We start from the raw sequence: 23,153 nt of genomic DNA, 5'->3' as shown, positions 1-23,153 counted from the left end.
TTTCCCGAACAGGACCCGGACATGGAAAGACGCCGCGACTTGCAATCGACACTCCGCATCGAGGACGTCCCGACCGTCCGGGCGATGGTGGCGCAGAAGCTGCGTGAGGCGATCATGTCGGGAACGCTGAAGCCGGGCCAACGGCTGGTCGAGCGCGAGCTCTGCGAGATGATGGGCGTCAGCCGCCCCTCGATCCGCGAAGCGCTGCGTGCGCTCGAGGCCGACGGGCTCGTCAATATGGTGCCACACCGCGGCCCCGTGGTGTCCACCATCAGCCTCGAAGAAGCCCGGCAGCTCTACGCCGCGCGCGCCGTCCTCGAAGGCTTCGCCGGCCGCGAATGCGCCAGGCTTCACGACCCCGAGGTGGCCCGCCGGATCGGCGACGCCCTGACGCGGCTCAAGGCGGCCGCGGCCAAGCAAGACCTCATCGGATGCCTCGAAGCCAAGACCGAATTCTACGCGGCGCTGATCGGCGGCTGCCGCAATGCGTTCATCCAGCGCATGCTCAAGCCGCTGCACGACCGCATCCAGCTGTTGCGGATCACATCGATGTCGCAGCCGAAGCGCATCAACAAGAGCCTGCGCGAAGTCACCGCGATCTGGCGTGCGATCCAGGCCGGCGATGCGGACCTCGCCGAGCGCTGCTGCGTGGACCACATCAATGCGGCTGCGGTGGCCGCGCTCGACATGATCGAAAAATCGTCGGCGGCCAAGGAGGCGGCGCCTTCCGACGACTAGAACAATGCCGCCAGGGAGTGTTCGATGCCGTATCTCGTACGATCGCTAATCCTGCTTTTCCTGCTCTCTCCCAGCGGCACGGCCATCGCGGATGAATATCCCTCACGCCCGGTCACGATCATCGTGCCGTTCTCGGCTGGCGGTCCCGGAGACGTGATCGCGAGGATTCTCGGCAGCGCAATGAGCGCGGCGCTGAAACAGTCCATTGTGATCGAGAATGCCGTTGGTGCCGGCGGCACGCTCGGCACCAACCGCGTCGCCAAAGCCGCTCCTGATGGCTACACGCTGCTGCTGATGCATGTCGGCCAGGCGACAGCGCCCGCGCTGTACGCAAAGCTGCCGTTCGACCCCGTCGGCGACTTCGCCCCGATCGGGCTCGTCACCGACGTCCCGATGATCCTGGTGGCCCGGCCGAGCTTTCCGGCCAAGGACTTGAGCGAGATGATCGCACGCATCCGCGGCGAAGGCGGCAAGATGACCTTCGGCAATGTCGGACTGGGCTCGGCCTCACAACTTTGCGGCCTGATGTTCATGAGCGCCACCGATACGAAGCTCACGCCGATCTACTACAAGGGTGGCGGGCCGGCGCTGAATGATGTGATCGCCGGGCATATCGACGTTTATTGCGATCCCGCGACCGGACCGACGCCATACATCCAGTCGAAGACGATCAGGGGTTACGCCATCACCAGCAAGACGCGTGTCGCGACCTTGCCCGACGTGCCGACCTCGGCCGAGGCTGGCGTTCCAGAATTTAACGTCACGACCTGGTACGGCCTGTACGCGCCGCGCGGCACGCCAAAGCCAGTCCTCGACCGACTTGTTGGTGCGTTGCAGAGCGCGCTGAGGGACCCCGTACTGGTCAACCGCTTTGCCGAGCTCAGCAGGGCTCCGGTCGAGCCCGAGCGCGCGACGCCGGATGCCCTCGAAGGCTTCTTGAAAGCCGAGATCGGCAAATGGGGAATGATCATCAAAGCGGCCGGTATCGACCCGCAGTAGACCGCCAGCGGCGGAGAGCGCCCTGTCAGGCCGTGCTTCGACGCAGGCAGGAGGACCGCATTTCGCGCCTTCTGTGCTCCGTGAAGCGTATCCCATCATATACAATCGCAGTTTGGCGAGAAAATCGTATGATTGGTAGCGGGGGAGCGACTCGAACCCCGACGCCGGACTTTTGTTTTTCTCACTGCAGCTCACTTTACATCTTGGGATTTGACCGACGCTGAGCCCTGCTCGTGAGACTTTGCCGAGCCTGCGCACCGCCTCCGCTCTCCCCTCGTCAGCGCTTTGAGCTGCTGCCGGTTTGATGGACACCGGGATTAGGTGTTTCATGAAGCCGGAGGTGGGCGATGAAGAGACGGAAGTTCAGCCGCGAGTTCAAGATCGAGGCGGTCAAGCTGGTCAGGGAGCGCAGGGTGTCGGTGGCACAAGCCGGCCGCGACCTGGGCGTTCATGAGAACGTGCTGCGCAAGTGGGTCAAGGAGTTCGGCTCCGACCCGGCGCAGGCCTTCCCCGGTCATGGGCAGATGAAGCCCGAGCAGCAAGAGATCGAGCGGCTGCGCCGTGAGGTCGCCAAGCTGAAGGCCGAGCGGGACATCCTAAGGAAGGCCGCAGCCTTCTTCGCGAAGGAAGCGACATGAAGTTCGTCTTCATCGCGAAGCACCGGACGATCTGGCCGGTGGCATGGCTATGCGATGCGTTGGGGGTGTCGCGGTCAGGCTTCCATGCCTGGCTGAACCGCTCTCCCAGCGCCAGATCCCGCAGCGACGAGGAGCTCGGCGGCAAGGTCAAGGCCAGCTTCATGGCAAGCGATCGCACCTATGGCGCGCGCCGAGTGTGGCGTGATGTGCTCGCCGAGGGGGCTGACTGTGGCCTGCACCAGATCGAACGGCTGATGCGCCTCCAGGGCTTACGGGCACGGCCACGCCGGCGACGCTTGCCGAAGGATAACGGCGATCGGCAGCTCGAGACCGTGCCGGCAAACCTGCTGGATCGGCAGTTCGCCGCCGAGCGACCGAACCAGAAGTGGATCGCCGACTTCACCTATCTCTGGACGGCCGAGGGCTGGCTTTACGTCGCGGCGGTGATCGACCTGTTCTCGCGCCGAGTGGTGGGCTGGTCGATGAGTGCCGCCATGACGGCACAACTCGTGACGGACGCATTGCTGATGGCTGTCTGGCGCCGCGGCAAGCCGGATGCGCTGCTGCACCATTCCGATCAGGGCAGCCAGTATACGAGCGATCAGTTCCAGCGCCTGATGGCCGACCACGGCATCGTCTGCAGCATGAGCCGTTCCGGCAACGTCTGGGACAATGCGGCGATGGAAAGCTTCTTCTCCTCGCTCAAGACCGAACGGACGGAAGCCAAAACCTACAAGACCAGAGACGAGGCACGCGCCGATGTCTTCGACTACATCGAAAGATTTTACAACACGACCCGCAGGCGCTCGACCATCGGTTACCTCAGCCCGGTTGAGTTCGAGCGCAAGGTGGGATTAGCTTAACCCGGTGTCCATCAAACCGGCAGCAGCTCACATCCATTTTTATGTACGGCTGCTTATTTTCCCTTTGTGATTGGATGAGTTCGCTGGAGAGGCTTAGGGCGCCGGTCTATTTCTTCTTTCGTGGTGCAAGCCTCGCTGCTCTGTACTTGGCTCCCTACATGGTTCCTGCCGTGGCTCCAATTGGTTCTTCCTTGTATATCTGGCTGCTCATTATCGTAGGCGCGATAATCATTTTTGCCGGCCAGTTGCTAACGCGCATCATGTTCTCGGTGACCGAAGAGCGAAGCTTCTACGGTTAGGGTGACCGCTATTGCAACGACACTGCCGATGCGAGCGATATGTCTAGACGCGATAGCCGACGATCAGGAACCAGGGCTCACACAAGCGCTGCTGATATCCGAGAGCTGCGGCGGTCCATTGCGTCGCGCCCGAGGTCGAAGCGGCGACGATGCCGAGCACAACGACGATCTGACCGACATAGACTCTTGCTGGAAACATCCGGCTCGCCCCACTCAGTCACCCCACGTGAGCGGCGCGATGAAAACGGCGAATGCGACTGGCCTTCAATCGAAATAGAAAGTCGCGCCCCCGTTTGGTGATTTTCGGGATCGTCAACTGGACCGACGTAGCGGCGATCCTGACCGCCCCCGCTGGCTTTGGTGTGTCGAAGTACCAGGACTTCTTGTCCTTGACCTCGACCGCCACGAACCTTCAATTCGAGGAGAATTCGGAGGTGAAGCTCTCATCGAGGCTACGCTGGACCAATTCCGAATACAGCGTTTGATAGGTGATATCGAGGCGGCCGGTCGTCATGCCGGGAACCCCATTTATACTATTTTCGCGCAAATAGTATAACTTCATATTTTCAGCTCTTCGGAAGAGGGATCGGTACGGTTTAGCACCGCATATTCTCGTGGCTGATTGCGATAAAGGCGGCGTCATCTTCGATGACACCGCCTTTATGAACAGCGCTGAAGCAGCGCCTGAGATCGGCCTCAGTACTTGAATTCAGGCATCTTCTTCAGCTGATCCTTGTTGACGTTCAGCACCACATGATCCGGATACCAGTTGTCGTTTCGGTTAGCCGGCGTTAACGCGCTTCCTGTCGTGGTTGTCGAGCTGGCGTTGCCGGCTTTACCGGCCCCATCGTTGGATGCCGTCTTCATCGGCTCAGTTGCAAATTTGAGCTGATCGAATGCCACGGCAACATTGTGCTCACCCATTCCAAGGAATCCTCCCACGCCGATCACCACGTTGGCAACCCGGCCGCTGGAGTCAAGGATCAGATCGTTGATGTCGCCGATCTTCTCGTCGCTGTTGTTGTAGACGCTTACGCCGACAAGCTTCGAGGCACGCCATTCGCCTTGCTTGTGCACCGAGGCCGTCGAAGCAGTCGCCGGCTGCATATTCGGCGCTGCGGTCGTCGCGTTGCTTTGGGGTGACTGCGCCATTGCGGGTGCGGCCATGAGCACCGCGGATGCGAGAATGCAGAGAGATTTGTTCACGACGATTTCTCCTTGTGTTGTTGGATCATCGTCAACTCGTCGCGCGGCGGGAAGTTTCGTCTGCCTGACCTCGCGGTACGCTTGCGCGCACGGTCTATCCTACCAGCTTGAGACGGCTTCGCATCTTCCGATGGAGCATCGCGCGTGTGACGGAAGGATCACAAATGATGAACTCGACCATCGCGATAATGTCTTCTCTCGTGCGATTGCAGCAAGGATTCCCCCAGGCGGCGAGAAGCCGGCTTGAACTGGTTTGGGTGGACGATGCGGCACGGATTGACGTCAGGATTTTCCCGACAGGTCACGCTCATCTCCTGACTGCCCGATTGGGCGGCACAGGCTATCGTTTCCGGAGCGGATGGAGAACAAAGCGATCCCGCGACCGGCATATGCGTCTCCGGCTCCTGCAATGCGCGCCCTATTGATCAGATCAGCTTGCTGGAGGCAGGTATGCGAAATGTACTTTTCCGAGGACGCGCTGGTCGTCAGCTTTTTGCACGCTACGTTGACGCTCGGATCATCTCGTGTGGCCCGGATTGGCAGGAGATCGTCTCATCATGGGTACAGTCCTGGCGCTACTCTTGCTCGGCATCTTGCTCACGGCGCTCGGCGGCGCAGCGCTGGAGATCGCGGCCCGCAGCTCTTCCCGGGCTGTCAATCGTGACCTTCCGACGTAAGCCCGACGCTTTACTCAGGACGCGTAGCTGACTTACGCACTCCCCATCCTACGTTTCGGTAAAGATTGCTCGCGTGCAGGATGATGGCCGCCTGACCGACCCTCGACGTCCACACCTAGCGGCAAACACGCATGTGCTTGATAATACGCCGACCATGATAGCCGCGCTTGATGACGGTCCGCACCGTGCAGACCCTCCGATGGTAGCGGCGACGATGGTAGTAGCCGGCCTGCATCATCTCGGATGCTGCAGCTGCGCCGACCGAAAGCGCCGTCATCGCATTCGCGGGAACCGGGAATTGAGTTCCCGCAAACAGAGCAGCGGCGGCGAGACCATAGGCGATTTTCCTCATGATTTTTTCTTGTCGTGTGTCCCGGTTCGCACTTCTATGCCCGACCAATGAAGGCGGAGTGAACGACGAGACCGACAATTGTCGTCGCGATCATTCGCCGCACATGAATGAGCAGATGCTGCTTCCACGTCGTCAACCCAAGTGCGGTTCAGCATTTGCTACGAGCCAATGGTAGCCCGGAAGCTCTAGTTGATCGGCCATGTCTCTCCCGATTGAGAGCTTCGCCAACCCCGGCACGGAGAAGCTTCTGACCGCGAGGTTGCGGAAGTGCATCCCTAAGCGAGTCTTCGGCGCCAAGGCCCCGGCAAAACGCTCGGCGCCCTGCTGCTTTCGATCTATATAGTTCTTCAGCCGGGCCTCGTATTGAGCAAATGCCGTCGAATATCGATCACCGGCGGCAGCGAGTTCGCCGGCCAGCACATAGGCAGAAATCATCGCCAGCGCCGACCCCTGGCCTGCCAGCAGCGAGACGCAAAAGGCGGCATCACCGATGAGAGCCACTCGTCCTCGCGACCAGTCCGGCATCTTGATCTGGCTGACGGCGTCGAAGTAGAGCTCGCCGGTGCGTTCGAGCTCCTCGAGCATCCGATCGCACTCCCAGCCATCGCTCCCGTAGATTCCGCGAAGGAGCTCCTTCTGCGCCTCCGGCGTTTCTGGCAACACTGCGCGATCCGCGGCGAAGATCAGGAGAAACAACGTCCGATCGTCACGCAACGTGAAACGGCCGACCATGCGACCCGGCCGGCCGTAGATCAAATAGACGTCCTCGTCGCGCGGTCGATAGCCGTGAACCTCGAAGGCCGCCACCACATACCCCAGATATCGCTCGAACTTCCTCTGCGGTCCAAAGACCAGCCTGCGCACGGCCGAATGCAGCCCGTCTGCACCGACCAGGAGATCACACCTGCGCCTGCCGCCACGCTCCAGCTGGACCTCGACGCAATCGGCTCTCTCTTCGACGAGAACGATCTCGTCTCCGAAAATGGTTTCGACGCCCCCGCTGATCCGCTCGAACAGAAGGCGCGAGAGTCGGCTTCGCTGAAGGGTGACGTATCGTCCGTTCGTCAATTCAGCGAAGACGCCGGTACCGAAGCCGGCCAATCGACGGCCGGCTTCGTCTACGATCCTCAGTTCCTGCACGTGGTAGCCGTCGCGATCGATCTCCGGGAGCAATCCCATCTGCTCGGCGATGCTATATCCCAGCCCCCAGAAGTCGATGACGTAGCCTCCGCTACGCAGAGCGGGCGCGCGCTCGACGAGCGTCGGCTCGAAGCCAGCCGCTCTCAGCCAATAGGCAAGCGTGGGCCCGGCGATTCCAGCGCCAGAGATCAGAACGCTCTTCATGTCCTCTCCTTCCAAGACCCTCGCCGCTGGCCGTCAATCCGAGGTGCTTGCAGTGCTCCGGCACCTGCCCCAATTGCAAGCTGCCAATTTTGCCTGGATGGCAAGAACAAGTAGGGCCGCGACGGCGTAATATATCCGAGACCTCGCGGCGTACCTATGGACGGCCTCCTCTTGTGCGTGGGCCGCTCCGTCTCCGTGGCAGGTTCAGTTCCGGGCAGCCTCTTCTGGCGACGGCGGCAATCGCCACTTTCGCATCCAGACCGTTCCAACAAAGGAGACCAGTTGGAAGACAAATCGACAGCTCACATCCGGCACATCGAGCGTACCGTCCGAGTCAGCGCGATCGGTCTATTTCTCGCAGCTTCCGTCTGGTTGCTTCGTGACATTTTGTTGCTCACCTTCAGCGCCGTGGTCATCGCTTGCGTCTGGACGCGTTCCGAATCGTTCTGCAAGCCCTTGACCAGCTGGGCAGCCTCATCGACCGGACTCCGGACGTTCGGGCCGCGCAGCAGAACCGGCGTTTCCGCTCGTCGTGTCGTTGCGGACGGCCTCGTTGCCGTCCATGGTCGCTGCGGCGACCTGCGCGCGCGTGGTAGGAAGGTTCTGCGCCCTCTGCAAATGCTTTTGCAGTACGGCCAGGGAGGCCTGAGCCCAAGACCGCAGATCTGCACGCCCAGCGCTGCCGTCTGCAAACTCCTGAAAGATCCGGATTGCCTTCCTGTGTCCGTCGATCTGGGTTTGGCGGTATTGTCGCTCGAATTCGTCGCCCTGGAGCTGCTGAAGCTGCGCGCCCCTTTGCCGATGCTGCTGATCCAGCTCCGCGGGGGCCCTCAGATTCGAAATCTCCGCGGCAATGCGCTTCAGGTTATAACCCAGGTTCGTGTGATCGGTGGCGATCATGGCTGCGAACTCTTCATACGTGGGCGAGCTTGCTCGCTTCTAAACCGCTCGAGCCACCTCGATCTCCATCATATTGATCATTGCGGCCTTGTTGACGAACTCTTGCGCATCCCGGGAAAGAGAGCTGTCCTGCGCTTACACCGGTGCGCCGGCAGGGCCCTGGACCAAGCTCCCCGCATCATTCTGTGCTACAGAAAGAAACGTGGCGGCCATCAGCGCCGAGAAAGCAAGAGCAACCGTTCTCATTGCAAGAACCCTCCGTCGAATGGTCGTGCACGGCTTCATGCACCCTAAGCACACAAACTTCCGAAGGCCGGGTTTGTTCGAATAAGCTGGTGCGCTGACGCGCAATGCGATGACGTATCTCGCGACCATCGGATGGAGTACGATCAGATCGCGCGAAGGCGAATGCAGTGTCATTCCCCTCGCCGTCCGCGATGTGTGGCATCGACGTTGGGGAATGATCTTTGCAGCAGCGTCCGTCGCAGCGAAACTGCTGCTCGGGCGCCCTGCTGAAATCCAGACCGACCGTTAGACCCCGGGCAGCTGCTGGACCGGGGAAAATGACGCGGTCGGACGGTTATCGTCGCGCCCGGGGCACGTCATCAGGTTGGATCGGTCGGGATGTGGAGGCAAAGCGGTTGGCGATTGCGAGCGCTCGTGGTTCATCGTCTTCCAGGATGATCTTTTGCGCGAGCACGACGTCGCCGATTGGCAAGGCCGCCGCGGGAAAGAAGCAGCCCCCCTCGACTGGAGCGCCTGCGTCGTTCAGCTCCCGAATGTTCGATACGGTGCTGTAGTAGATTCGGTAGCTTCGGCCGGTGGCGCTCCCAACCACATCGAGATATCCCTCCTTGTCGAAGGTTTCGAGTTGCCCGGGCGGAAGCCAGCTTCTCAACAGCTGGCGGCCGCGGGCCTCAGGAGGTCTCTCCCGCTCCGATATCCGATATAGCTCCCGCAGCGCGGCGAGCCTGGGCTCGTTCCGGCCGGCCCGTGTAGAGTGAAGAAGTTTCAAGCTACCCTCCTGCGAGCCGCGGGAAGAAGAGGGTTTCTGGCTCTGTCGGATCGAACGAGCGAACAAGTCGTAGGTCACCCGAAGCGACGCGCGCCGCAGCAGTGAAGCCGCTCGACGTCAGTTGGTTAAAGCGACGCTCGGCTTCGGATACCTCGTTGGCACTATCCGGAGCGAAATGATGCCGGGTATCGCCCGTCGCGTCCATCACAATCTGAATTGCCACTTGCTATGCTCCTTTGATCTTGAATGATCGCCAATCCTGTCTCTTCGACAGCGTTCCGAAATTGCCGTCTCGAGTAGTCATTTCTGATTTCCTCGTCCGGACCCTCCCGCGCCGCGACACCCCGACCTACACCGCCGGAGGAAGGGCGGTGTAAGCCTTGTGCTCGGCGGAGCCCCGTCCACCATTCGCAGGGTCGGTCAGACAAGCATCGGATTGTTGCACGGTTCTTCGGTACATCGCCCCATGAACTACGAGTTCAGCTTACTCGACCAATCATCTACTTCCTTCTTTGCCTGATCTTTGGCGTAGCCGTATCGTTCCTGCAGGCGGCCCTCGAGTTGATCTTGCTTGCCGCCGATCACATCCAGGTCGTCATCTGTCAGCTTCCCCCATTGCACCTTGACCTTGCCCTTCATCTCCTGCCAATTTCCTTGAACACGATCCCAGTTCATTGTGATCTCTCCTTCCGCTTCGCTGACGCCCCATTTCTCAGCAATGCCATGCACCGCCGCACGTTCCAATCGACACTGGCTTGATCGAGATAGCCCGACCTGCGATCACGGCAAAAGCCGTAGAGCGTCCGCGGCGGCCTTCCGAGCACGACAATGACTAAGACCGACGCGACGTACGAGACGCGCATGGCTACGGCACCATTGGTTCGCCGTCGTAAGTCAATTCGCCCTCGAAACCAGCAGATCTGAACGCTCGAGCTCGCGCTCAAAACTCATTGGCGTCCAACAAGATGGGTACGCTTTTGTACTATGTCTTTCTCGTGCGCGTGCGTCCATCGCCTTGCTTCGCGCGTATATCGAAAGGGTATCTATCGCAAATGATGGGTGCCTTGGCGAAGGGCGGCAAAGGCTTGAGCTTGATCCGTCGGAGCAGCCCACTCCGCTCAACCAACCAATCGCGTATGTCGAGTGCAGAAGGTGCTTACGTGAACCGCGGTGACGTCCAGGCCGGAACTAACCCCGAAGACATCGCCCCCCAAGACTTCCATCGGCAGATTCTCGAACGAGCGACGAGGCCCAAATGAAACAACTCGGAAGGTCCTGCGACGTCGCCATGCTTCTGATCGGCACCGGTCTGTTCATCTCTCCCTGGATTCTCGGCTTTGGGGCAGCGGTTCCGGATTTACCTACTCAGACGGCGGTTGTGATAGGTGCGGGCCTCGCCGTGTCCTCACTTGCCACCCTGATCGCCTTCGAGACGTGGGAGTTGTACATCGTTGCGGCGTTCGCCGCAGGATCGATCACATCACCTTGGATGCTTGGTATCGCCGACCGCACCGCAATCGTGACACTTGTCCTCGCCGGTGTTTCGGCGCTTGCAATATCCATCACGCGCATTCTGCTCGTACGACGGCTTGAAAGCGCATCGGCCGGCCAGAAGGCATCGCAGATGACTTCAGATCACTTTCCTTCTATGCCGGGGTTGAAGGCGAGCGCGCGGCGCATGCCGCCCGAGAGGGAGCCCGACCGGTATCCTAGAAGCGCGAGCACAGATAGGAAACGGGGTCAATTCGCAACAGCTGAGCGTAAAAGAATGTCGCAGCCGCGGCAGCATTCCGGCGGTGAAAGGCCCTAGGAGAAGGAGTCGAAGGTGGCCAAATGCGACACTGAGCACGTCATGTCGAGGCGCCTGGGCCAGCTCAAAAGCTTGGCGAAGGATGCTACAACCCCGCTTGCAGCCCGCTTGGTCCACGAGATCGTGATCGAATTGGAGAATAGATTGCGAACGAGCCAGCCAAAATCTCAAGAAAGAGAGCCGCTGCCGCGACCGTTCCGACCGCCGTCTTAATGTGCCTGCCACTCCATGTGCCTGCCACTTCGCATTCGAGCGCCAGTGGAGCATACAAGCCCCAACCCGGCATCACCCAGCCGAGTAACCGCCACCTTACCGTCATTTCTCCGACATCTCTTGCCACGTCCTTCTGGGGGTGCGCGCACGCCCCGAGTGCAGCCTTCGGAGAGACGCGCATCGCCGCGGACCGTCGCGCGGATGCTTGGCTGCTCACGAGTCCTGAAACTCCTTCATGTCGAGGCGCAGGCCTGCTTTGTTTGCTTGATCTGCCGTGGCGTAAGGCAGGCCGTAATAGCTCAGCTTCGGGCTCCATCGCCCGGTTTGGCCGGGGTAAGGGAAGGCATAGGTCCCTCCGCCCGCAGCCGCTGCGCGGGATATCACGATGGCCGCGAGCTTTCCGCCGCGGTCGAAGACGAGATCGGAGACATAGCCGTAGCCTTGTCCTGCCTGCAGCCGCGCATAGTCTCCGATGACTTTGGAGATCGAGAACTCGTGAGGCTCGGACTGTGCGGTGCCAGGGTCGGTGAAGAGGCCGTATTCTCGCGACCTCAAATCGGAAAAGTCTGCCACGATAGCGCCGTGGTGAAGCGGACGCAGTACGCGCTCAAATGGAACTCGGGAGATAAACTCCGGCTCATTCTTGGTTCGAAAGCCTTCGACCAGCAAGGAAACGATCTGGCCGTCGTCTGCCATGATCACGTTTCGGACGGCTCCCAGATACTGTCCTTTCAGGGAGAACACTGCACTTCCGAGCAATCGCGACGCTCGATATCCGTCGTACACCGTGGTGGCAAACTGCGATCGCGCCGGCTGCTCATTCGCAGTTGCTGTTGCCGTCTCTGCCCGTGCGGGGACCGACAGAAGAGAGGTCGAGATTGTACCCATGAGAATTAGAATAGGAATCCTGCTCTTGATCCGCATTCCAGTGCTCCTACCGTCCAGCGTTACCGTACCCTAATCGCACAAGGCGATCGACGTTCTTGGTGCTCTCAGAGAATGGTTCGCTACCGTGCAAAGGAATGGTCCAGCGATTGACTTCGTACCCGGTCATACCTGCTGCCCCAACATCTGCTCGGCGTGCCGAACTGACGATTCTCGACGCCGAGGGCAGTCGGCTTCCAAATTTGCATACGCATTTCTGGTCAGGTCGATCCCGGTCGTTTGGCCCCCCGTCAGGTTTCTCCTGACGAGGGTTCACCTTCAGCCCGACTGGGACCGGACGGCGCACGCCCTACATCATTCGAAGATCACCTTCGGAGGAGACAAGAATGTTGAGGATCGAACACGAGCACGGCCTTCCGACAATCAGTCCGGCACCGTCCCTCGGTCGGACACGAGAGGGAAATGAAGCGCAGCATGCGCACCACCCGAACAACGACCTGATCCGTCACCTTCCTCATTCATCACAAAGGGGGCTCTTGGTATGCTGCGATGAGGTCAGATTGGAACCGAGACAACTGCTTCAGGAGCGCAACCTCCCGCTGCGGCATGCCTATTTTCTGGAGCACGGCGCGGCCTCTCTGACCGCCAGAGCCGGTAACTGTCTCCCAGTCGAAATTCAGACCCTCGGGATAAACGACTTCATTGGCATCCCCCTGATACTCGGCATGCGCGTTTCCCCTCACCGTTGCATGGTACAGGTTCCCGGCACCGCCCTGTGCATCGAAGCTGATACACTGATCGATCTCGTAAGGAGGGATAGAGAAATCGAGAAGCTGCTATTGCGGTACGTGCAGGCCACACTGATTCAAAGCTCGCAGCTAGCTGCATGCAACTCGCGCCACAGCCTGCAGCAGCGGTTGGCGCGGTGGCTGTTGGTTGCACAGGACAAATTCTCATCCCGCGAAATCCCGCTCACGCACCGATGCATGGCGCAAGCCCTTGGAGTTCGACGCGCTGGCATCACGACGACAATGAGCAAAATGGAGGCACAGGGGATCATCAAGCAAGGTCGCGCTCAGGTCCGCATCTTGGACGAGGCGCGCCTCGAGGAGTTATCCTGTAACTGCAATCGTGTGATTACATTTGCACATCAATACTCTCTCAATGGAACCGATGCTTAGGAGGCGAGCAATTCCGGCTTGCCCGAGGAGGAGGTAGGCTCCGAGCGTGGCAATGTGTTCACCTCGTCCAGATGCGCACCAAGTTCAGTCCGGAGCAGCGAAACGCGCCCTATCCTACCCTGACTCTGATCGAGGTCGAGGAGCCTTGCCTAGAGAAGCCGCCCCTTCCCTGATGGTGCGCCGTCCGGTCTGCTGCAAGCGAATGGCTTGCAGCAGGCAGCAGGCGCCCTCGATCAGCTCCGCACATCCGCACAGGCACTCGCTTCGTGCGGTTACAAAATCACTTCTCCGGCTAAGAAGGCGAGGACCACGAACAGCAAGAAGATCACGATGGCCGCAAAGAACAACCACTTCGCAATTGTGGACGCGCCTGAAGCGATTCCGCTGAACCCGAGGAATCCGGCTACAACCGAAATGACAAAGAAGATCAACGCCCACTTCAGCACATAAAGCTCCTACTTGTCAGGCCCTCACCTGCCTGGACGACAATCGTCACGTCCAATGGGTGTTCCGAGCCAGACGCGTCCCCCATGGCGCGCGGAAGGTGCGACAGCGTACCCCATATCGCCGTGGAGCTGAGGCGAGCGCGCGGCGAGGCCTCTTGTATCCTACAAGGAAGGACCTCGGAGTGTTCGGTCATCCGGGGCAGCCGACAGTTGGCGGTGCTGCGGACCTAACGTGGCTTCGCCAAGCCGCGCATCATCGCGTTCCGGAGAGCCGATCCACGACGTCGGCAATCGAGATTGGCTTCTCGACAAGGCGTGGAATATATCGCATGGGGATCACCTCGCGGCTGTATCCTGTATAGATCAGGAACGGGATGTTTTTGCTCAGGAGGATGTCGGCGATGCCGAACGACGATTGCCCTTGCAGGTCGATGTCAAGCAGCGCGGCATCGAAGGCTGCGCGGCTCGCTGCATGTAACGCGTGGCTTAGCTCGGCAAAGGGGCCCACGGGTTCATGACCTCGCCGTCGGATCTCGGTGATCAGATCGTCGGCGATGAGGTATTCATCTTCGATTACGGCTATTCGCATCTGAGCCTCATGGATCTGCGGCAAGTCAGAACCCTCGCTTATTGAAATCGACGATCGTCGATCATCAAGCCACATTCGCATCGAACAGCGGAAACATCGTGCGCTTCTGTACAAGAACCAACCAGAGTCCGTCTGATGAACGGCTAGAGATTCGTCACGATGAATCAACCGACGCGGCGCCCTGGTACACACCTGTACCAATTGTCTCTGCAACGGCGCCGCCCGCTTGCGCATTTCTTTTGTGCATCAACGGTAAGGAGCAGAGCTGATGAACTTTACTTTCTTTAACAGATTGTGTGCCGCGGCCGCCGTATCATCCCTCGCAGTGCCGATTGGAATTCCTCCCGCGCACGCAGCCCCGATATCGCCTGCAAGCGTGATAGCCAAGAACCACGCCAATGTGGTGGAAGTTCAGTGGAGGCATCACCGTCATCGCAATCATTGGCGGGACGGATACCGGCACCGCTACGGCCGCGGTTGGGGGCCGGCTGTAGGTGGTTTCGTGGCAGGTGCGGCGATCGGAGGCGCTATTGCCAACAGCCGGGCGCAGGCAGCCGAGAACAACGCGTACTGCTCCCAACGATACAAGTCTTACGACCCGAGCACCGGGACCTACATGGGATACGACGGCGTGAGACATCCATGCCCATGACTTGGAGGGCGTCCTCACGACACTAACTTTCGGGCCGGCCCCTTCCGGAGATGGGGCGAAGGAGAGCCCGCAGCAGCCGACGTCGCGCCTGAATTCAGGTACCCCCAAGCAGCGGGTAATGATCGGGATAGGGGGAGCCTCGCGACCCCTCCCCTCCCACACCACCGTACGTACGGGTCCGTATACGGCGGTTCGGCGGATTATGCGGGTCGTTGTGCCGCGACAGAAGCCAAGCCGAGCGAACCGAACATAGCGATTGGCAGAGCGATGTTGAGCGCGGGGCTGTTCGCGAGCTGCCAGGGGCCCCGTGGGCTGCTGGCGGCCTTTGCCGCCAGGACCCGGCCGACGCCGCGGCGTCGCAGCTCGGCAAAACGAGCGGGTCCGCACTTCCATTGCTTCCAGGCGATGGCGCGCAACCGCCGCCTGATCCATTCATCAAGTGCACGCAGCACCGATGGAGTTTGGCAGAAGCCGAAGTAGCCGCGCCATCCCTTGAGATAGACGGACAGCTCCTTGACGGTCTGCGCGAGACTTCGGCCGCACGTGCGCCGCGTCAGCTCCCGGACTCTCGCCTTGAAGCGGGCGATCGCCTGCGGCGCGATGCGCCGCCGTGGCGACAGCTCCCATGTAAAGCTGAAGCCCAGGAACTTGCGGACGCTCGGTTTGGCGACCGCGCTCTTGGCCTTGTTGATCTTGAGCTTAAGACGCCTTTCGAGGAACTTCTCGATCCCGGCCAGCACCCGCTCGCCCGCCTTCTGACTGCGCACATAGATGTTGCAGTCGTCGGCGTAGCGCACGAAGCGATGGCCGCGCTTCTCCAGCTCCTTGTCCAGCACGTCCAGCATCAGATTCGACAACAGCGGCGAGAGCGGGCCGCCCTGCGGCGTGCCCTCCTCCGTCGGACTGACCAGCCCTCCCTCCATCACACCCGCAGTCAAGAAGCCACGGATGAGCTTCAGGAGACGCTTGTCAGTTACCCGCTTGGCAACCAGCCCCATCAGGATGTCGTGGTTGACCCGGTCGAAGAACTTCTCCAGATCGATGTCCACAACCACGGCATGCCCGGACGCGATGTAGGTCTGCGCCCGTTCCACCGCCTGATGCGCCGAACGGCTCGGCCGGAAGCCGAAGCTCGCCTCGGAGAACGTTCCGTCCCAACCTGCCTGCAACACCTGCATCACCGCCTGCTGGATGAAGCGGTCGAGCACCGTTGGGATACCGAGCGGCCGCAAGCCGCCCGATGCCTTCGGTATCTCCACCCGCCTCACCGGCTGTGGTTTGTAGGTGCCGTCAAGCAACTGGGCGCGGATCGCGAGCCAGTGCTCCTTCAGATGGGCCGGCAGTTCGTCGACGGTCATCCCGTCGATGCCTGCCGCACCCTTGTTGCGCGTCACTTGCGCCAACGCTGTCTTCAGGTTCTCACGCTCGATCACTGCTTCCATCGACGGCCCTGCGACCGCCGGGCCTTCGAGGCTGGTTCCCGCCGTGCCGGCTTCAGTCCCTTGGGAGGCGGCGCTTCGGGCTTCACCCGTCGCGTCGCGGCCCAAGTCCAGTGTTTGTCGTAACTTCTGCTGCATGGCCTGCACGAGATTGCCGCTCTACTGACCTCTTCCACCGTTCGGGCCTTCGGCGGCGCGCTGCCGCCTACTATGCCCTCTGCTGACTTCTGCGTTGCGGTCAGATCGCCTTACGGCGACCCCAGTCCCGTTGCCGGGACACAACGTAGACCTCCCGAGGTAAGACCGACCGCCTTCACCGCACCCCCGCCGGATCTACCACCCCGGCTCTTGATGACCGTGGACTTTGCGATCAGTAGCTCGCTCGTCCGGCCGGGTAGGCCTCATTATCCGATGTTTGTCCATCGGGCCGCGGCTTTGCTCCACGCTGTCTTCAGACCCCACCTCACGATGACGCCCTTGCGCTTCGCTAATCCTTCGCCGTCATCAGGCTGGATAGAGGACTTCCACCTCCAAGCTGTCGTTCATACTCGGCGCACTACGCAGAAGGAGCGGTTCGGCGAACCGCTCCTTCTCTGCAACTTTCCATACAGACCGGAATTGAGGTTAGTCTGCGATTTTTGCGGCTGTCTAAGTCATGCTCGCTCGTGCCAAAAGACTGTTGGCTGATCTGGGAGAAACATTCTGGCTGGTGCCCATGTTGATGGTGCTTTCTAGCCTCATCGCCGCCTTCACTCTCGTTCAGATTGACCAGAGCGATACCGTTTCGATTTCCATTCTGCAGGATTGGATTTACGATGGCGGCGCGACCGGGGCCCGGACCCTGCTCGGCGCCGTTGCCAGCGCGACGGTCGGCGTGGCGGGGACCGTGTTCTCGATCACTATTGCCGCATTGTCTCTGGCTGCCGGTCAGATGGGGCCGCGGCTGCTGCGCAATTTCACCAGCGACCGCGGCAACCAAATCACGCTGGGAATGTTGCTCGGCACGTTCTGCTACGCCCTCGTCGTGCTGAGAAGTATCCGGACGGAGCCTGAGGGCGGTTTCGTCCCTCATCTCTCCATGAGCGTTGCGATCGTGCTCGCATTGGCTTGTGTTGCCATGCTGGTGTATTTCGTCGGTCATGTCGCCGGCCGGATCAACGTGGAAACGGTCATCGAACTCGTCAGTGAGGACCTTCGCTCCGCTATCCATAAGCTTACGGCCAAGGATCCGCAGCCACAATCTCCCCCGGAGGAGTATTGGATCGGCTGCCTGCCCCTGCGGGACTCACGGCGCGGCTACCTGCAGCATCTCGACGAAGATGGCTTAGCCACTTGGGCGGCCAAGCACAAAGTGACCATTCGCCTGTTGATCGGCCCCGGCGACTATGTTTTCCCGGGAGCGACCGTTGCTGTGGTTACTCCTCCCGTCGATGACGCCGAGACCGCCATTCGGAATGCGACCGCGCTGGGCGGAAGCAGCAGCATCTCTTCCGATCTGCGCTACGCGGTTCGCCAGCTCGTGGAGGTCGCAGTCAGGGCGCTCTCCCCCGGCATCAATGACCCACACACGGCGCTCGCAGTGCTGGACCGGCTCGGAGCGGCCCTCTGCGATCTCGTTCCCCTGCACCTTCCGACGGGAGTGTCGATCAAGGGAAATCGGCCGGTCCTGGTCGTACCGCAAGTGCAATATGATCAATTGCTCGACACCATGTTCCATATGATCCGGCAAAGCGCGGCCGCTCACCCGGCAATATCGATCCGGCTGATCGATGTCTTGACGCAAGTCGCGAGCTGTGAGCGCGCTCCCGCGCGGCTCGCGGCCCTTTCCCATCATGCTGACCTCGTCCTCGCGGACGCGCGTCGAACGATTGCCTCGGCGAGCGACAGGGAGGATGTCGAGCGCCGGTATCAAGCGTTTACCCTCATGGTCCGCACAGGTCCGATGGGGCAATTCACTGCACAAGTTTCCTCTTTGCAGAGCGGCGACGATGGTCCAGAGACTATCGCTCAGCCAACCGGCTTCCGATCTCGGCGTTGAGCTCGGCGCCCGCGAGGATGGAATAGGCTGCGACCCAGAGCCACGTCATCAACACGGCAACTGCGCCGAGCGAACCGTAGGTCGTCTGATAAGCAGCGAACGTGTTAACATATGTTGAGAATGCGTATGACCCCGCGATTAACCCGGTCGTTGCGAGAAGCCCGCCGGCCGAAGCAAGGTCCCATCTCGGCTGGGGTCGATTGGGTGCGTACCGATAGAGCAATGCAATTATGGCCGCGATCATGCATACGAGGAGCGGCCACCGGATCCATATGGCCGCAGTTTGCCAGCCCGGTGGAACTGGCAGGTAACTGATCAGAAGAGGCAGCACCGCGATCAGGATCACGGCTGCCCCTGCTAGAACGATCAACGCCATGGTCAACGACAGAGCGACGGCGTTGAAGAGAACAAATCCCCGCTCCTCGGAGACCCCGTAAGTCACGTTCAAGGCAGTCATCAGTGTGCCGGTCGCATAGCGGGCGCTCCAGATCGAAATCCCGACGCTGACCATCAGCCCTACGCCGAAGGGCGGACGCGTGCCCTGCTCGAGTGCCTTCAACCGTCCCGAAATGAGCGCGGTCGCCTCATCCGGCAGGATGACCTGGAGCGCATCGAGCTGTCGCACGATGTCGTCGGTGTCGGCGACGAGGCCGTAGAGGGACACGAGCGCCGCAATCGCAGGGAAGATCGAGAGAAAGGAATAGAAGGCAACGGCGGCAGACAGGACTGAAACGTTGTGCTCTGCGAGCCTCGCCCAGACCGCGACCGCGACGGAGATAAATCTGCGCACAGGTCTGGAGCGATCGGTGTTCACCGGTTCAACATTGCTGGTTGCGCTTCTGGGCACGTCGATCGCGAATCGTGGCGCTTGCAGGAAAGGACGGAGAACCTCCCGTCGCTGCGTAGGTTCCAAGCGCCAAAACAATGGGCCAAGGGCCTTAGTCACGGTCCGGGAACGTACCTAGTCGTGAAGGAACGAATGCGTTGGGCCTGCCTTGGATCCTGAAGCAGGCAGCTTCATCGTGAGTAGTTCGGCAATGGCTCAAACGTATCGCGCAGCAGATTGGGCGGCATCAGTTCTCGGAGGTGTCATGATTCTCATCGGCCTCGTGCTCGGGGCCGGCGGTGCTTGGCTGCTCTGGTTGGGAGGCTCGTTCTATTACTTGCCCAGCGGAATCGTGCTGATCGTCTCGGGTGCTCTGTTGGCCCGCCGGCGTGTCGAGGGCGCATGGCTCTACTTACTTCTGTTCCTGCTCACCCTCGCGTGGGCGTTCTGGGAAGTTGGCGCCAATGGTTGGGCGCTGGTCCCGCGGACCGTCGGTCCAGGCTTGTTGCTAGTCGCCGTTATGGCGCTCACCCCGAAGCTCCGCCCGATACGTCATCGATACGAGCCCATCGCCACTATCCTCGTCGGGTTCCTGTTGTTGGCTGCCACGACTACGCTGATGACGGGGGCATTCCACCCCGCAAACGCGACAGTGCACGCGCTGCCATCGCCGATGGCAGCGATGGCCGACCCTTCGCCTTTGAAGACGGGCGCAGATTGGCCCGCCTACGGCGGCAGCTACAGTGCGCGCCGCTATTCACCACTCGACGAGATCAATACGACGAATGTCGCCAAGCTCACCAAGGTCTGGACCTTTCATACGGGCGACTTGCCGACCGAGAACGCAGAAGGGACCTACGGCGCCGAGAATACCCCGCTCAAAGTGGGAGACAACCTCTACGTCTGCACACCCAAGAACATCGTTTTCGCAGTGGACGCCAAGTCCGGCAAGCAGATCTGGCGATTTGACCCGCGTGTCCCGGACACGTTCATTCCCTACACTGCAGCTTGCCGAGGTCTCGCATATTACGAGGTTCCCGATGCCGGTCAGGACACAGCGTGCGCCCGCCGCATCATCGAGGGCACGCTCGACGCGCGCCTGATCGCAATTGACGCCAAGACCGGCAAGCGCTGCGAGGCATTCGGATATGACGGTCAAGTCGATACCGCGACCGGAATTGGCCAGCACGATCCCGGCATGTTTTCGATCACGTCGCCGCCGACGATCGTTCGCGGTGTCATCGTCGTCGGGCATCAAGTGCTGGATGGCCAGAAGCGGGATGCTCCCTCGGGTGTGATCCAGGGATACGATGCACAGACCGGCGCGTTGCGCTGGGCCTGGGATATGGTCAAGCCAGATGCCGGCGCGCCGCCACCGTTAGGAGAGACCTATACGCGGGGCACACCCAACATGTGGACGACCGCCTCCGGCGACGAGAAACTGGGCCTCGTTTATCTGCCCCTTGGGGTTTCGGCCGTCGACTACTGGAGCAGCAGCCGCTCCGAGCGCGAAAAGGAGTTCGCGACGTCCCTCGTCGCGCTCGACGTCACGACCGGTAAGCCTGCCTGGCATTTCCAGACCGTGCACAACGACGTCTGGGACTACGATCTCGGCTCTCAGGCCACGCTGGTCGACTTCCCCACCGAAAGCGGCGCGGCGGTCCCAGCGCTCGTGCTGCCGAGCAAACGCGGCGACATTTTCGTGCTCGACCGCCGCACCGGCAAGCCGCTCGTCGGCGTCGAAGAGAGGCCGGTGCCGCAAGGCGGCGTCGAGCCTGCGCAACGTGCCAAGACCCAGCCATTCTCGCTTTACCACACCCTGCGGAAGGCCGACCTCACCGAGCAGGATATGTGGGGCATGTCGCCGATCGATCAGATGATCTGCCGTATCCAGTTTCGCCGGGCGAGCTACAAGGGCATCTTCACGCCGCCCACCGCCAGCCCGCACTGGATTGAATATCCGGGTTACAATGGCGGCTCCGACTGGGGCGGCGTCGCCGTCGATCCCGTTCGTCAGGTCATCGTTGCGAACTACAACGACATGCCGAATTACAACCGGCTGGTGCCGCGCGACGAAGCCAACCGACGCGGCTGGGCTCCGCGCAACCAGGCGCGCGGTGAGATCGGCGGGCAAGAAGGCGCAGGCGATCCGCAATTCGGGTCTCCCTATGCCATCAACGTCAATGCCGGTTGGCGGTTGCCCGGCAGCGGGTTGTTGTGCAAGCAGCCGCCCTATGGCGGCATTCGCGCCATCGATTTGAAGACCGGCAAGACGCTGTGGGATCGCCCACTTGGTGAAGCGCGGACGAACGGCCCGTTCGGCATCCCGTCGATGCTGCCGATCACGATCGGGACGCCAAACAACGGCGGCGCCGTCGTGACTGCCGGCGGCCTCGTCTTCATCGCAGCGACGACCGACAATCTGATCCGCGCGATCGATATCAAGACGGGAAAGACTGTCTGGGACGACGTGCTTCCCGCCGGCGGGCAGGCCACGCCGATCACCTATGAAGCAGGTGGTCGCCAATACCTCGTCATCATGGCCGGCGGTCATCATTTCATGGAGACGCCCATAGGAGATGCTGTAGTGGCGTACGCCTTGCCGGCGGAGGTGAGGTCCAGCCAGAACTCGACACCGCAAGGCAGTCAAAGCCTCAAGTCCTCGCCGTCTGCCGCCTCCGTCAATGCGAACACGCCAGCGACCGAGTGAAGTTGGTCAACCGGTGCTCGGAGGGTCTTCGCCGGCCTGACCCAAGTGCATCTTGTTGATTGATCGGGCACCTTAACTCAAACGAAGCTCGACGGGCCCGCGCTGGTCTCAGGCGCCGTGGAGCGGCGGCCACCTATCATCCTGATCAGCCAAGACACTCTCTAGTCGCGATCATATCGATGCGCCCCATCGGACGACGATGGATGCTCAGGAACGCCTACTCGACATGCCGGTTAGCGGTTTGATCGATCCAACACATCGGAGGAGAGCATGCCTGCAAAATCCAGTTCACAACAAAGGGCAGCCGGCGCAGCTCTGTCCGCCAAACGCAAGGAGACGAAGGTCTCGCATCTGAAGGGCGCGTCGAAATCAATGTACCAGTCCATGAGCGAGCGAGAGCTCAAAAACATGGCCTCGACAAAACGCGCAGGGAAACCTGAACATCGGTCGAAAGACTGATGCGCCGAACAACCAGATCCCGCCAGGTTCCGTAAGCACAGCCATGCCTGCAGCCACCATGCGTTCGCCCCTTTTTGCCGCAGCGCTCTGCTCTGCAATCACGCTCGGACCGGCCGCGGCGGCAGATAGCCAATGCGGCAATGAAGCCCAAGTCCGCCAAGGCGAGAGCTTGAGTGCCCTCGCCGAGCGCTGCAACGTCACAGAAGCCAGAATTCTCGATCTCAATCCAAAAGTGCAAGGATCGAAGGACTTGCAGGCGGGAATGCTCTTGAAATTAGCCGCGCCTTCGGCAGACGACGCCGCCACCGAAGCGCGGGAAGCGGCGGGATCGCTGTTCGGTCGCTTGAAATCCTACGCCCAAGATGCTGGCCAGTCGATTGAAGGAGCAGCCGAGACCATTACCCAATCGGTCGACAATTTCGTTAAACAGAATCCGGATTTGCATTTGCGCGTGCGAAAGCTGGGCCATAGCCTGAGCATTCCCGGCATGGAACGCGTCGAAGCACAAGTTGCGTTGTCCCGTAGGAAGGGAGTTCCAGAAACGCCGGTGACGCTGTCGGCCATCGGACTTCCGACCACTCAGCGGGTTGACATCGCAGGTGGTGAACCCGGCGGCGACTATAAGATCCTGGATTCTGCGCTGACCAGTGCGGAAGGCACTTTGCAGGTGACCCTGGTGTTGCCGAGATGGGCCGATCCACAACGTGACTTCATCTTCGTCATAGCGGGGCCGACGACCGACATTGCGTTGCGTTCTGCAGTGTTCGATGTCCTCGAACCATCAGTCGGAAAGTGAGTACGTGAGGCTGCCGTCCTTCGGGAGCAACAGCTTGTAAAACGCGCCCCGTTCACAAGGGGACAAGCGAATGCTGCA

At 60.7% G+C, this 23,153-nt stretch carries 24 protein-coding genes and 1 pseudogene; 12 read left to right on the top strand and 13 right to left on the bottom strand.

What is annotated here, in order from left to right; genetic code table 11:
• Positions 1-21: 21 nt before the first annotated feature.
• The 4 genes from EDE08_RS21025 (at position 22) to EDE08_RS21010 (ending at position 3,537) form a co-directional block, all read left to right on the top strand.
• Positions 22-738, top strand: coding sequence for a GntR family transcriptional regulator (locus EDE08_RS21025; RefSeq protein WP_074447766.1), 717 nt, complete (start codon positions 22-24; stop codon positions 736-738).
• Positions 739-762: 24 nt separating this feature from the next.
• Entirely contained in the window at positions 763-1,737 is a 975-nt protein-coding gene (locus EDE08_RS21020; RefSeq protein WP_131870731.1) for a tripartite tricarboxylate transporter substrate-binding protein, read from the top strand.
• Positions 1,738-2,084: 347 nt separating this feature from the next.
• Positions 2,085-3,238 (top strand): IS3 family transposase gene (locus EDE08_RS21015; RefSeq protein ID WP_131870730.1). Its coding sequence is split into 2 segments (ribosomal slippage): positions 2,085-2,334 and positions 2,334-3,238, totalling 1,155 coding nucleotides; the frame shifts between segments, so codons are not numbered across the junction.
• A 74-nt stretch (positions 3,239-3,312) separates the two neighbouring features.
• Positions 3,313-3,537, top strand: coding sequence for a hypothetical protein (locus tag EDE08_RS21010; RefSeq protein ID WP_131870729.1), 225 nt, complete (start codon positions 3,313-3,315; stop codon positions 3,535-3,537).
• 43 nt (positions 3,538-3,580) lie between these two features.
• Here EDE08_RS21010 and EDE08_RS21005 read toward each other — a convergent pair whose 3' ends face one another.
• Complete coding sequence (locus tag EDE08_RS21005; RefSeq protein WP_502700625.1) at positions 3,581-3,736, bottom strand: hypothetical protein; 156 nt, start codon at positions 3,734-3,736, stop codon at positions 3,581-3,583.
• A 52-nt stretch (positions 3,737-3,788) separates the two neighbouring features.
• Here EDE08_RS21005 and EDE08_RS38500 point away from each other — a divergent pair, with 52 nt between their 5' ends.
• A complete protein-coding gene (locus tag EDE08_RS38500; protein WP_165936073.1) occupies positions 3,789-4,022 on the top strand; it encodes a hypothetical protein in 234 nt (77 codons plus the stop codon).
• Positions 4,023-4,233: 211 nt separating this feature from the next.
• Here EDE08_RS38500 and EDE08_RS20995 read toward each other — a convergent pair whose 3' ends face one another.
• The 7 genes and pseudogenes from EDE08_RS20995 to EDE08_RS20960 all read right to left on the bottom strand — a co-directional run bounded on the left by EDE08_RS20995 (position 4,234) and on the right by EDE08_RS20960 (position 9,706).
• Positions 4,234-4,743, bottom strand: coding sequence for a PRC-barrel domain-containing protein (locus tag EDE08_RS20995; RefSeq protein WP_131870728.1), 510 nt, complete (start codon positions 4,741-4,743; stop codon positions 4,234-4,236).
• A 792-nt stretch (positions 4,744-5,535) separates the two neighbouring features.
• The gene (locus EDE08_RS20990; RefSeq protein WP_131870727.1) at positions 5,536-5,772 is read right to left on the bottom strand and encodes a hypothetical protein; all 237 of its coding nucleotides are present in this window, start codon (positions 5,770-5,772) and stop codon (positions 5,536-5,538) included.
• Positions 5,773-5,904: 132 nt separating this feature from the next.
• A complete protein-coding gene (locus tag EDE08_RS20985) occupies positions 5,905-7,116 on the bottom strand; it encodes an FAD-binding domain (RefSeq protein WP_131870726.1) in 1,212 nt (403 codons plus the stop codon).
• 474 nt (positions 7,117-7,590) lie between these two features.
• Positions 7,591-8,043 (bottom strand): annotated as a pseudogene (locus EDE08_RS20975) (DUF4142 domain-containing protein); the annotation flags it as partial.
• A 553-nt stretch (positions 8,044-8,596) separates the two neighbouring features.
• Positions 8,597-9,031: a hypothetical protein gene (locus tag EDE08_RS20970; RefSeq protein WP_165936072.1), complete on the bottom strand. Its 435-nt coding sequence runs from the start codon at positions 9,029-9,031 to the stop codon at positions 8,597-8,599.
• Position 9,032: 1 nt separating this feature from the next.
• Positions 9,033-9,254, bottom strand: a complete 222-nt coding sequence (locus EDE08_RS20965; RefSeq protein ID WP_131870724.1) for a hypothetical protein — start codon at positions 9,252-9,254, stop codon at positions 9,033-9,035.
• A gap of 248 nt (positions 9,255-9,502) precedes the next feature.
• Positions 9,503-9,706, bottom strand: coding sequence for a CsbD family protein (locus tag EDE08_RS20960; protein ID WP_131871008.1), 204 nt, complete (start codon positions 9,704-9,706; stop codon positions 9,503-9,505).
• 580 nt (positions 9,707-10,286) lie between these two features.
• On the opposite strand from EDE08_RS20960, the gene EDE08_RS20955 reads away from it, so the two are divergent.
• Positions 10,287-10,841: an SPW repeat protein gene (locus tag EDE08_RS20955; protein ID WP_131870723.1), complete on the top strand. Its 555-nt coding sequence runs from the start codon at positions 10,287-10,289 to the stop codon at positions 10,839-10,841.
• Between the two features lie 426 nt (positions 10,842-11,267).
• On the opposite strand, the gene EDE08_RS20950 is transcribed toward EDE08_RS20955, so the two are convergent.
• On the bottom strand, positions 11,268-11,978 hold the full coding sequence (locus tag EDE08_RS20950) for a PRC-barrel domain-containing protein (protein WP_131870722.1): 711 nt from the start codon (positions 11,976-11,978) through the stop codon (positions 11,268-11,270).
• Positions 11,979-12,325: 347 nt separating this feature from the next.
• Between EDE08_RS20950 and EDE08_RS20945 the strand changes: the two genes are divergently transcribed.
• Positions 12,326-13,120, top strand: coding sequence for a Crp/Fnr family transcriptional regulator (locus EDE08_RS20945; RefSeq protein ID WP_131870721.1), 795 nt, complete (start codon positions 12,326-12,328; stop codon positions 13,118-13,120).
• 272 nt (positions 13,121-13,392) lie between these two features.
• Here EDE08_RS20945 and EDE08_RS20940 read toward each other — a convergent pair whose 3' ends face one another.
• Together EDE08_RS20940 and EDE08_RS20935 are read right to left on the bottom strand one after the other, a co-directional pair.
• A complete protein-coding gene (locus EDE08_RS20940) occupies positions 13,393-13,566 on the bottom strand; it encodes a DUF1328 domain-containing protein (protein ID WP_131870720.1) in 174 nt (57 codons plus the stop codon).
• A gap of 253 nt (positions 13,567-13,819) precedes the next feature.
• On the bottom strand, positions 13,820-14,179 hold the full coding sequence (locus EDE08_RS20935; RefSeq protein ID WP_131870719.1) for a response regulator: 360 nt from the start codon (positions 14,177-14,179) through the stop codon (positions 13,820-13,822).
• Between the two features lie 244 nt (positions 14,180-14,423).
• Between EDE08_RS20935 and EDE08_RS20930 the strand changes: the two genes are divergently transcribed.
• Complete coding sequence (locus EDE08_RS20930) at positions 14,424-14,807, top strand: BA14K family protein (protein WP_131870718.1); 384 nt, start codon at positions 14,424-14,426, stop codon at positions 14,805-14,807.
• Between the two features lie 200 nt (positions 14,808-15,007).
• Here EDE08_RS20930 and ltrA read toward each other — a convergent pair whose 3' ends face one another.
• Positions 15,008-16,384 (bottom strand): group II intron reverse transcriptase/maturase, encoded by a 1,377-nt coding sequence (gene ltrA, locus EDE08_RS20925; RefSeq protein WP_165936071.1) that lies wholly within the window; start codon positions 16,382-16,384, stop codon positions 15,008-15,010.
• A gap of 517 nt (positions 16,385-16,901) precedes the next feature.
• Here ltrA and EDE08_RS20920 point away from each other — a divergent pair.
• Positions 16,902-18,284 carry a DUF2254 domain-containing protein gene (locus tag EDE08_RS20920; protein WP_131870716.1) on the top strand — a complete coding sequence of 461 codons (1,383 nt, stop codon included), beginning with the start codon at positions 16,902-16,904 and terminating at the stop codon, positions 18,282-18,284.
• Here EDE08_RS20920 and EDE08_RS20915 read toward each other — a convergent pair.
• Positions 18,247-19,197: a YihY/virulence factor BrkB family protein gene (locus tag EDE08_RS20915; RefSeq protein WP_165936070.1), complete on the bottom strand. Its 951-nt coding sequence runs from the start codon at positions 19,195-19,197 to the stop codon at positions 18,247-18,249. The two genes, EDE08_RS20920 and EDE08_RS20915, sit on opposite strands and share 38 nt — an antisense overlap.
• Before the next feature lie 178 nt (positions 19,198-19,375).
• Here EDE08_RS20915 and EDE08_RS20910 point away from each other — a divergent pair, with 178 nt between their 5' ends.
• From EDE08_RS20910 to EDE08_RS20900, 3 genes are all read left to right on the top strand, one after another.
• Entirely contained in the window at positions 19,376-21,820 is a 2,445-nt protein-coding gene (locus EDE08_RS20910; RefSeq protein ID WP_245524837.1) for a membrane-bound PQQ-dependent dehydrogenase, glucose/quinate/shikimate family, read from the top strand.
• A 270-nt stretch (positions 21,821-22,090) separates the two neighbouring features.
• Positions 22,091-22,279: a DUF3008 family protein gene (locus EDE08_RS20905; protein ID WP_131870714.1), complete on the top strand. Its 189-nt coding sequence runs from the start codon at positions 22,091-22,093 to the stop codon at positions 22,277-22,279.
• Between the two features lie 43 nt (positions 22,280-22,322).
• Positions 22,323-23,075, top strand: a complete 753-nt coding sequence (locus EDE08_RS20900) for a LysM peptidoglycan-binding domain-containing protein (RefSeq protein ID WP_131870713.1) — start codon at positions 22,323-22,325, stop codon at positions 23,073-23,075.
• Positions 23,076-23,153 lie beyond the last annotated feature (78 nt).

The sequence above is a fragment of the Bradyrhizobium sp. R2.2-H genome (genome assembly GCF_004346455.1).
GTDB lineage: Bacteria > Pseudomonadota > Alphaproteobacteria > Rhizobiales > Xanthobacteraceae > Bradyrhizobium > Bradyrhizobium diversitatis.
The sequence above is the reverse complement of the archived record's forward strand: the minus strand, read 5'-3'. Positions and strand labels throughout refer to the sequence as shown.

Coding starts and splice junctions, on each gene's coding strand:
- EDE08_RS21010 (WP_131870729.1), top strand. CDS start 3,313: ATGAGTTCGCTGGAGAGGCTTAGGGCGCCGGTCTATTTCTTCTTTCGT.
- EDE08_RS20955 (WP_131870723.1), top strand. CDS start 10,287: ATGAAACAACTCGGAAGGTCCTGCGACGTCGCCATGCTTCTGATCGGC.
- EDE08_RS20900 (WP_131870713.1), top strand. CDS start 22,323: ATGCCTGCAGCCACCATGCGTTCGCCCCTTTTTGCCGCAGCGCTCTGC.
- EDE08_RS20910 (WP_245524837.1), top strand. CDS start 19,376: ATGATTCTCATCGGCCTCGTGCTCGGGGCCGGCGGTGCTTGGCTGCTC.
- EDE08_RS20930 (WP_131870718.1), top strand. CDS start 14,424: ATGAACTTTACTTTCTTTAACAGATTGTGTGCCGCGGCCGCCGTATCA.
- EDE08_RS21020 (WP_131870731.1), top strand. CDS start 763: ATGCCGTATCTCGTACGATCGCTAATCCTGCTTTTCCTGCTCTCTCCC.
- ltrA (WP_165936071.1), bottom strand. CDS start 16,384: ATGCAGCAGAAGTTACGACAAACACTGGACTTGGGCCGCGACGCGACG.
- EDE08_RS20990 (WP_131870727.1), bottom strand. CDS start 5,772: ATGAGGAAAATCGCCTATGGTCTCGCCGCCGCTGCTCTGTTTGCGGGA.
- EDE08_RS20920 (WP_131870716.1), top strand. CDS start 16,902: ATGCTCGCTCGTGCCAAAAGACTGTTGGCTGATCTGGGAGAAACATTC.
- EDE08_RS20950 (WP_131870722.1), bottom strand. CDS start 11,978: ATGCGGATCAAGAGCAGGATTCCTATTCTAATTCTCATGGGTACAATC.
- EDE08_RS21025 (WP_074447766.1), top strand. CDS start 22: ATGGAAAGACGCCGCGACTTGCAATCGACACTCCGCATCGAGGACGTC.
- EDE08_RS20960 (WP_131871008.1), bottom strand. CDS start 9,706: ATGAACTGGGATCGTGTTCAAGGAAATTGGCAGGAGATGAAGGGCAAG.
- EDE08_RS20945 (WP_131870721.1), top strand. CDS start 12,326: ATGTTGAGGATCGAACACGAGCACGGCCTTCCGACAATCAGTCCGGCA.
- EDE08_RS38500 (WP_165936073.1), top strand. CDS start 3,789: ATGCGACTGGCCTTCAATCGAAATAGAAAGTCGCGCCCCCGTTTGGTG.
- EDE08_RS21005 (WP_502700625.1), bottom strand. CDS start 3,736: ATGTTTCCAGCAAGAGTCTATGTCGGTCAGATCGTCGTTGTGCTCGGC.
- EDE08_RS20985 (WP_131870726.1), bottom strand. CDS start 7,116: ATGAAGAGCGTTCTGATCTCTGGCGCTGGAATCGCCGGGCCCACGCTT.
- EDE08_RS20905 (WP_131870714.1), top strand. CDS start 22,091: ATGCCTGCAAAATCCAGTTCACAACAAAGGGCAGCCGGCGCAGCTCTG.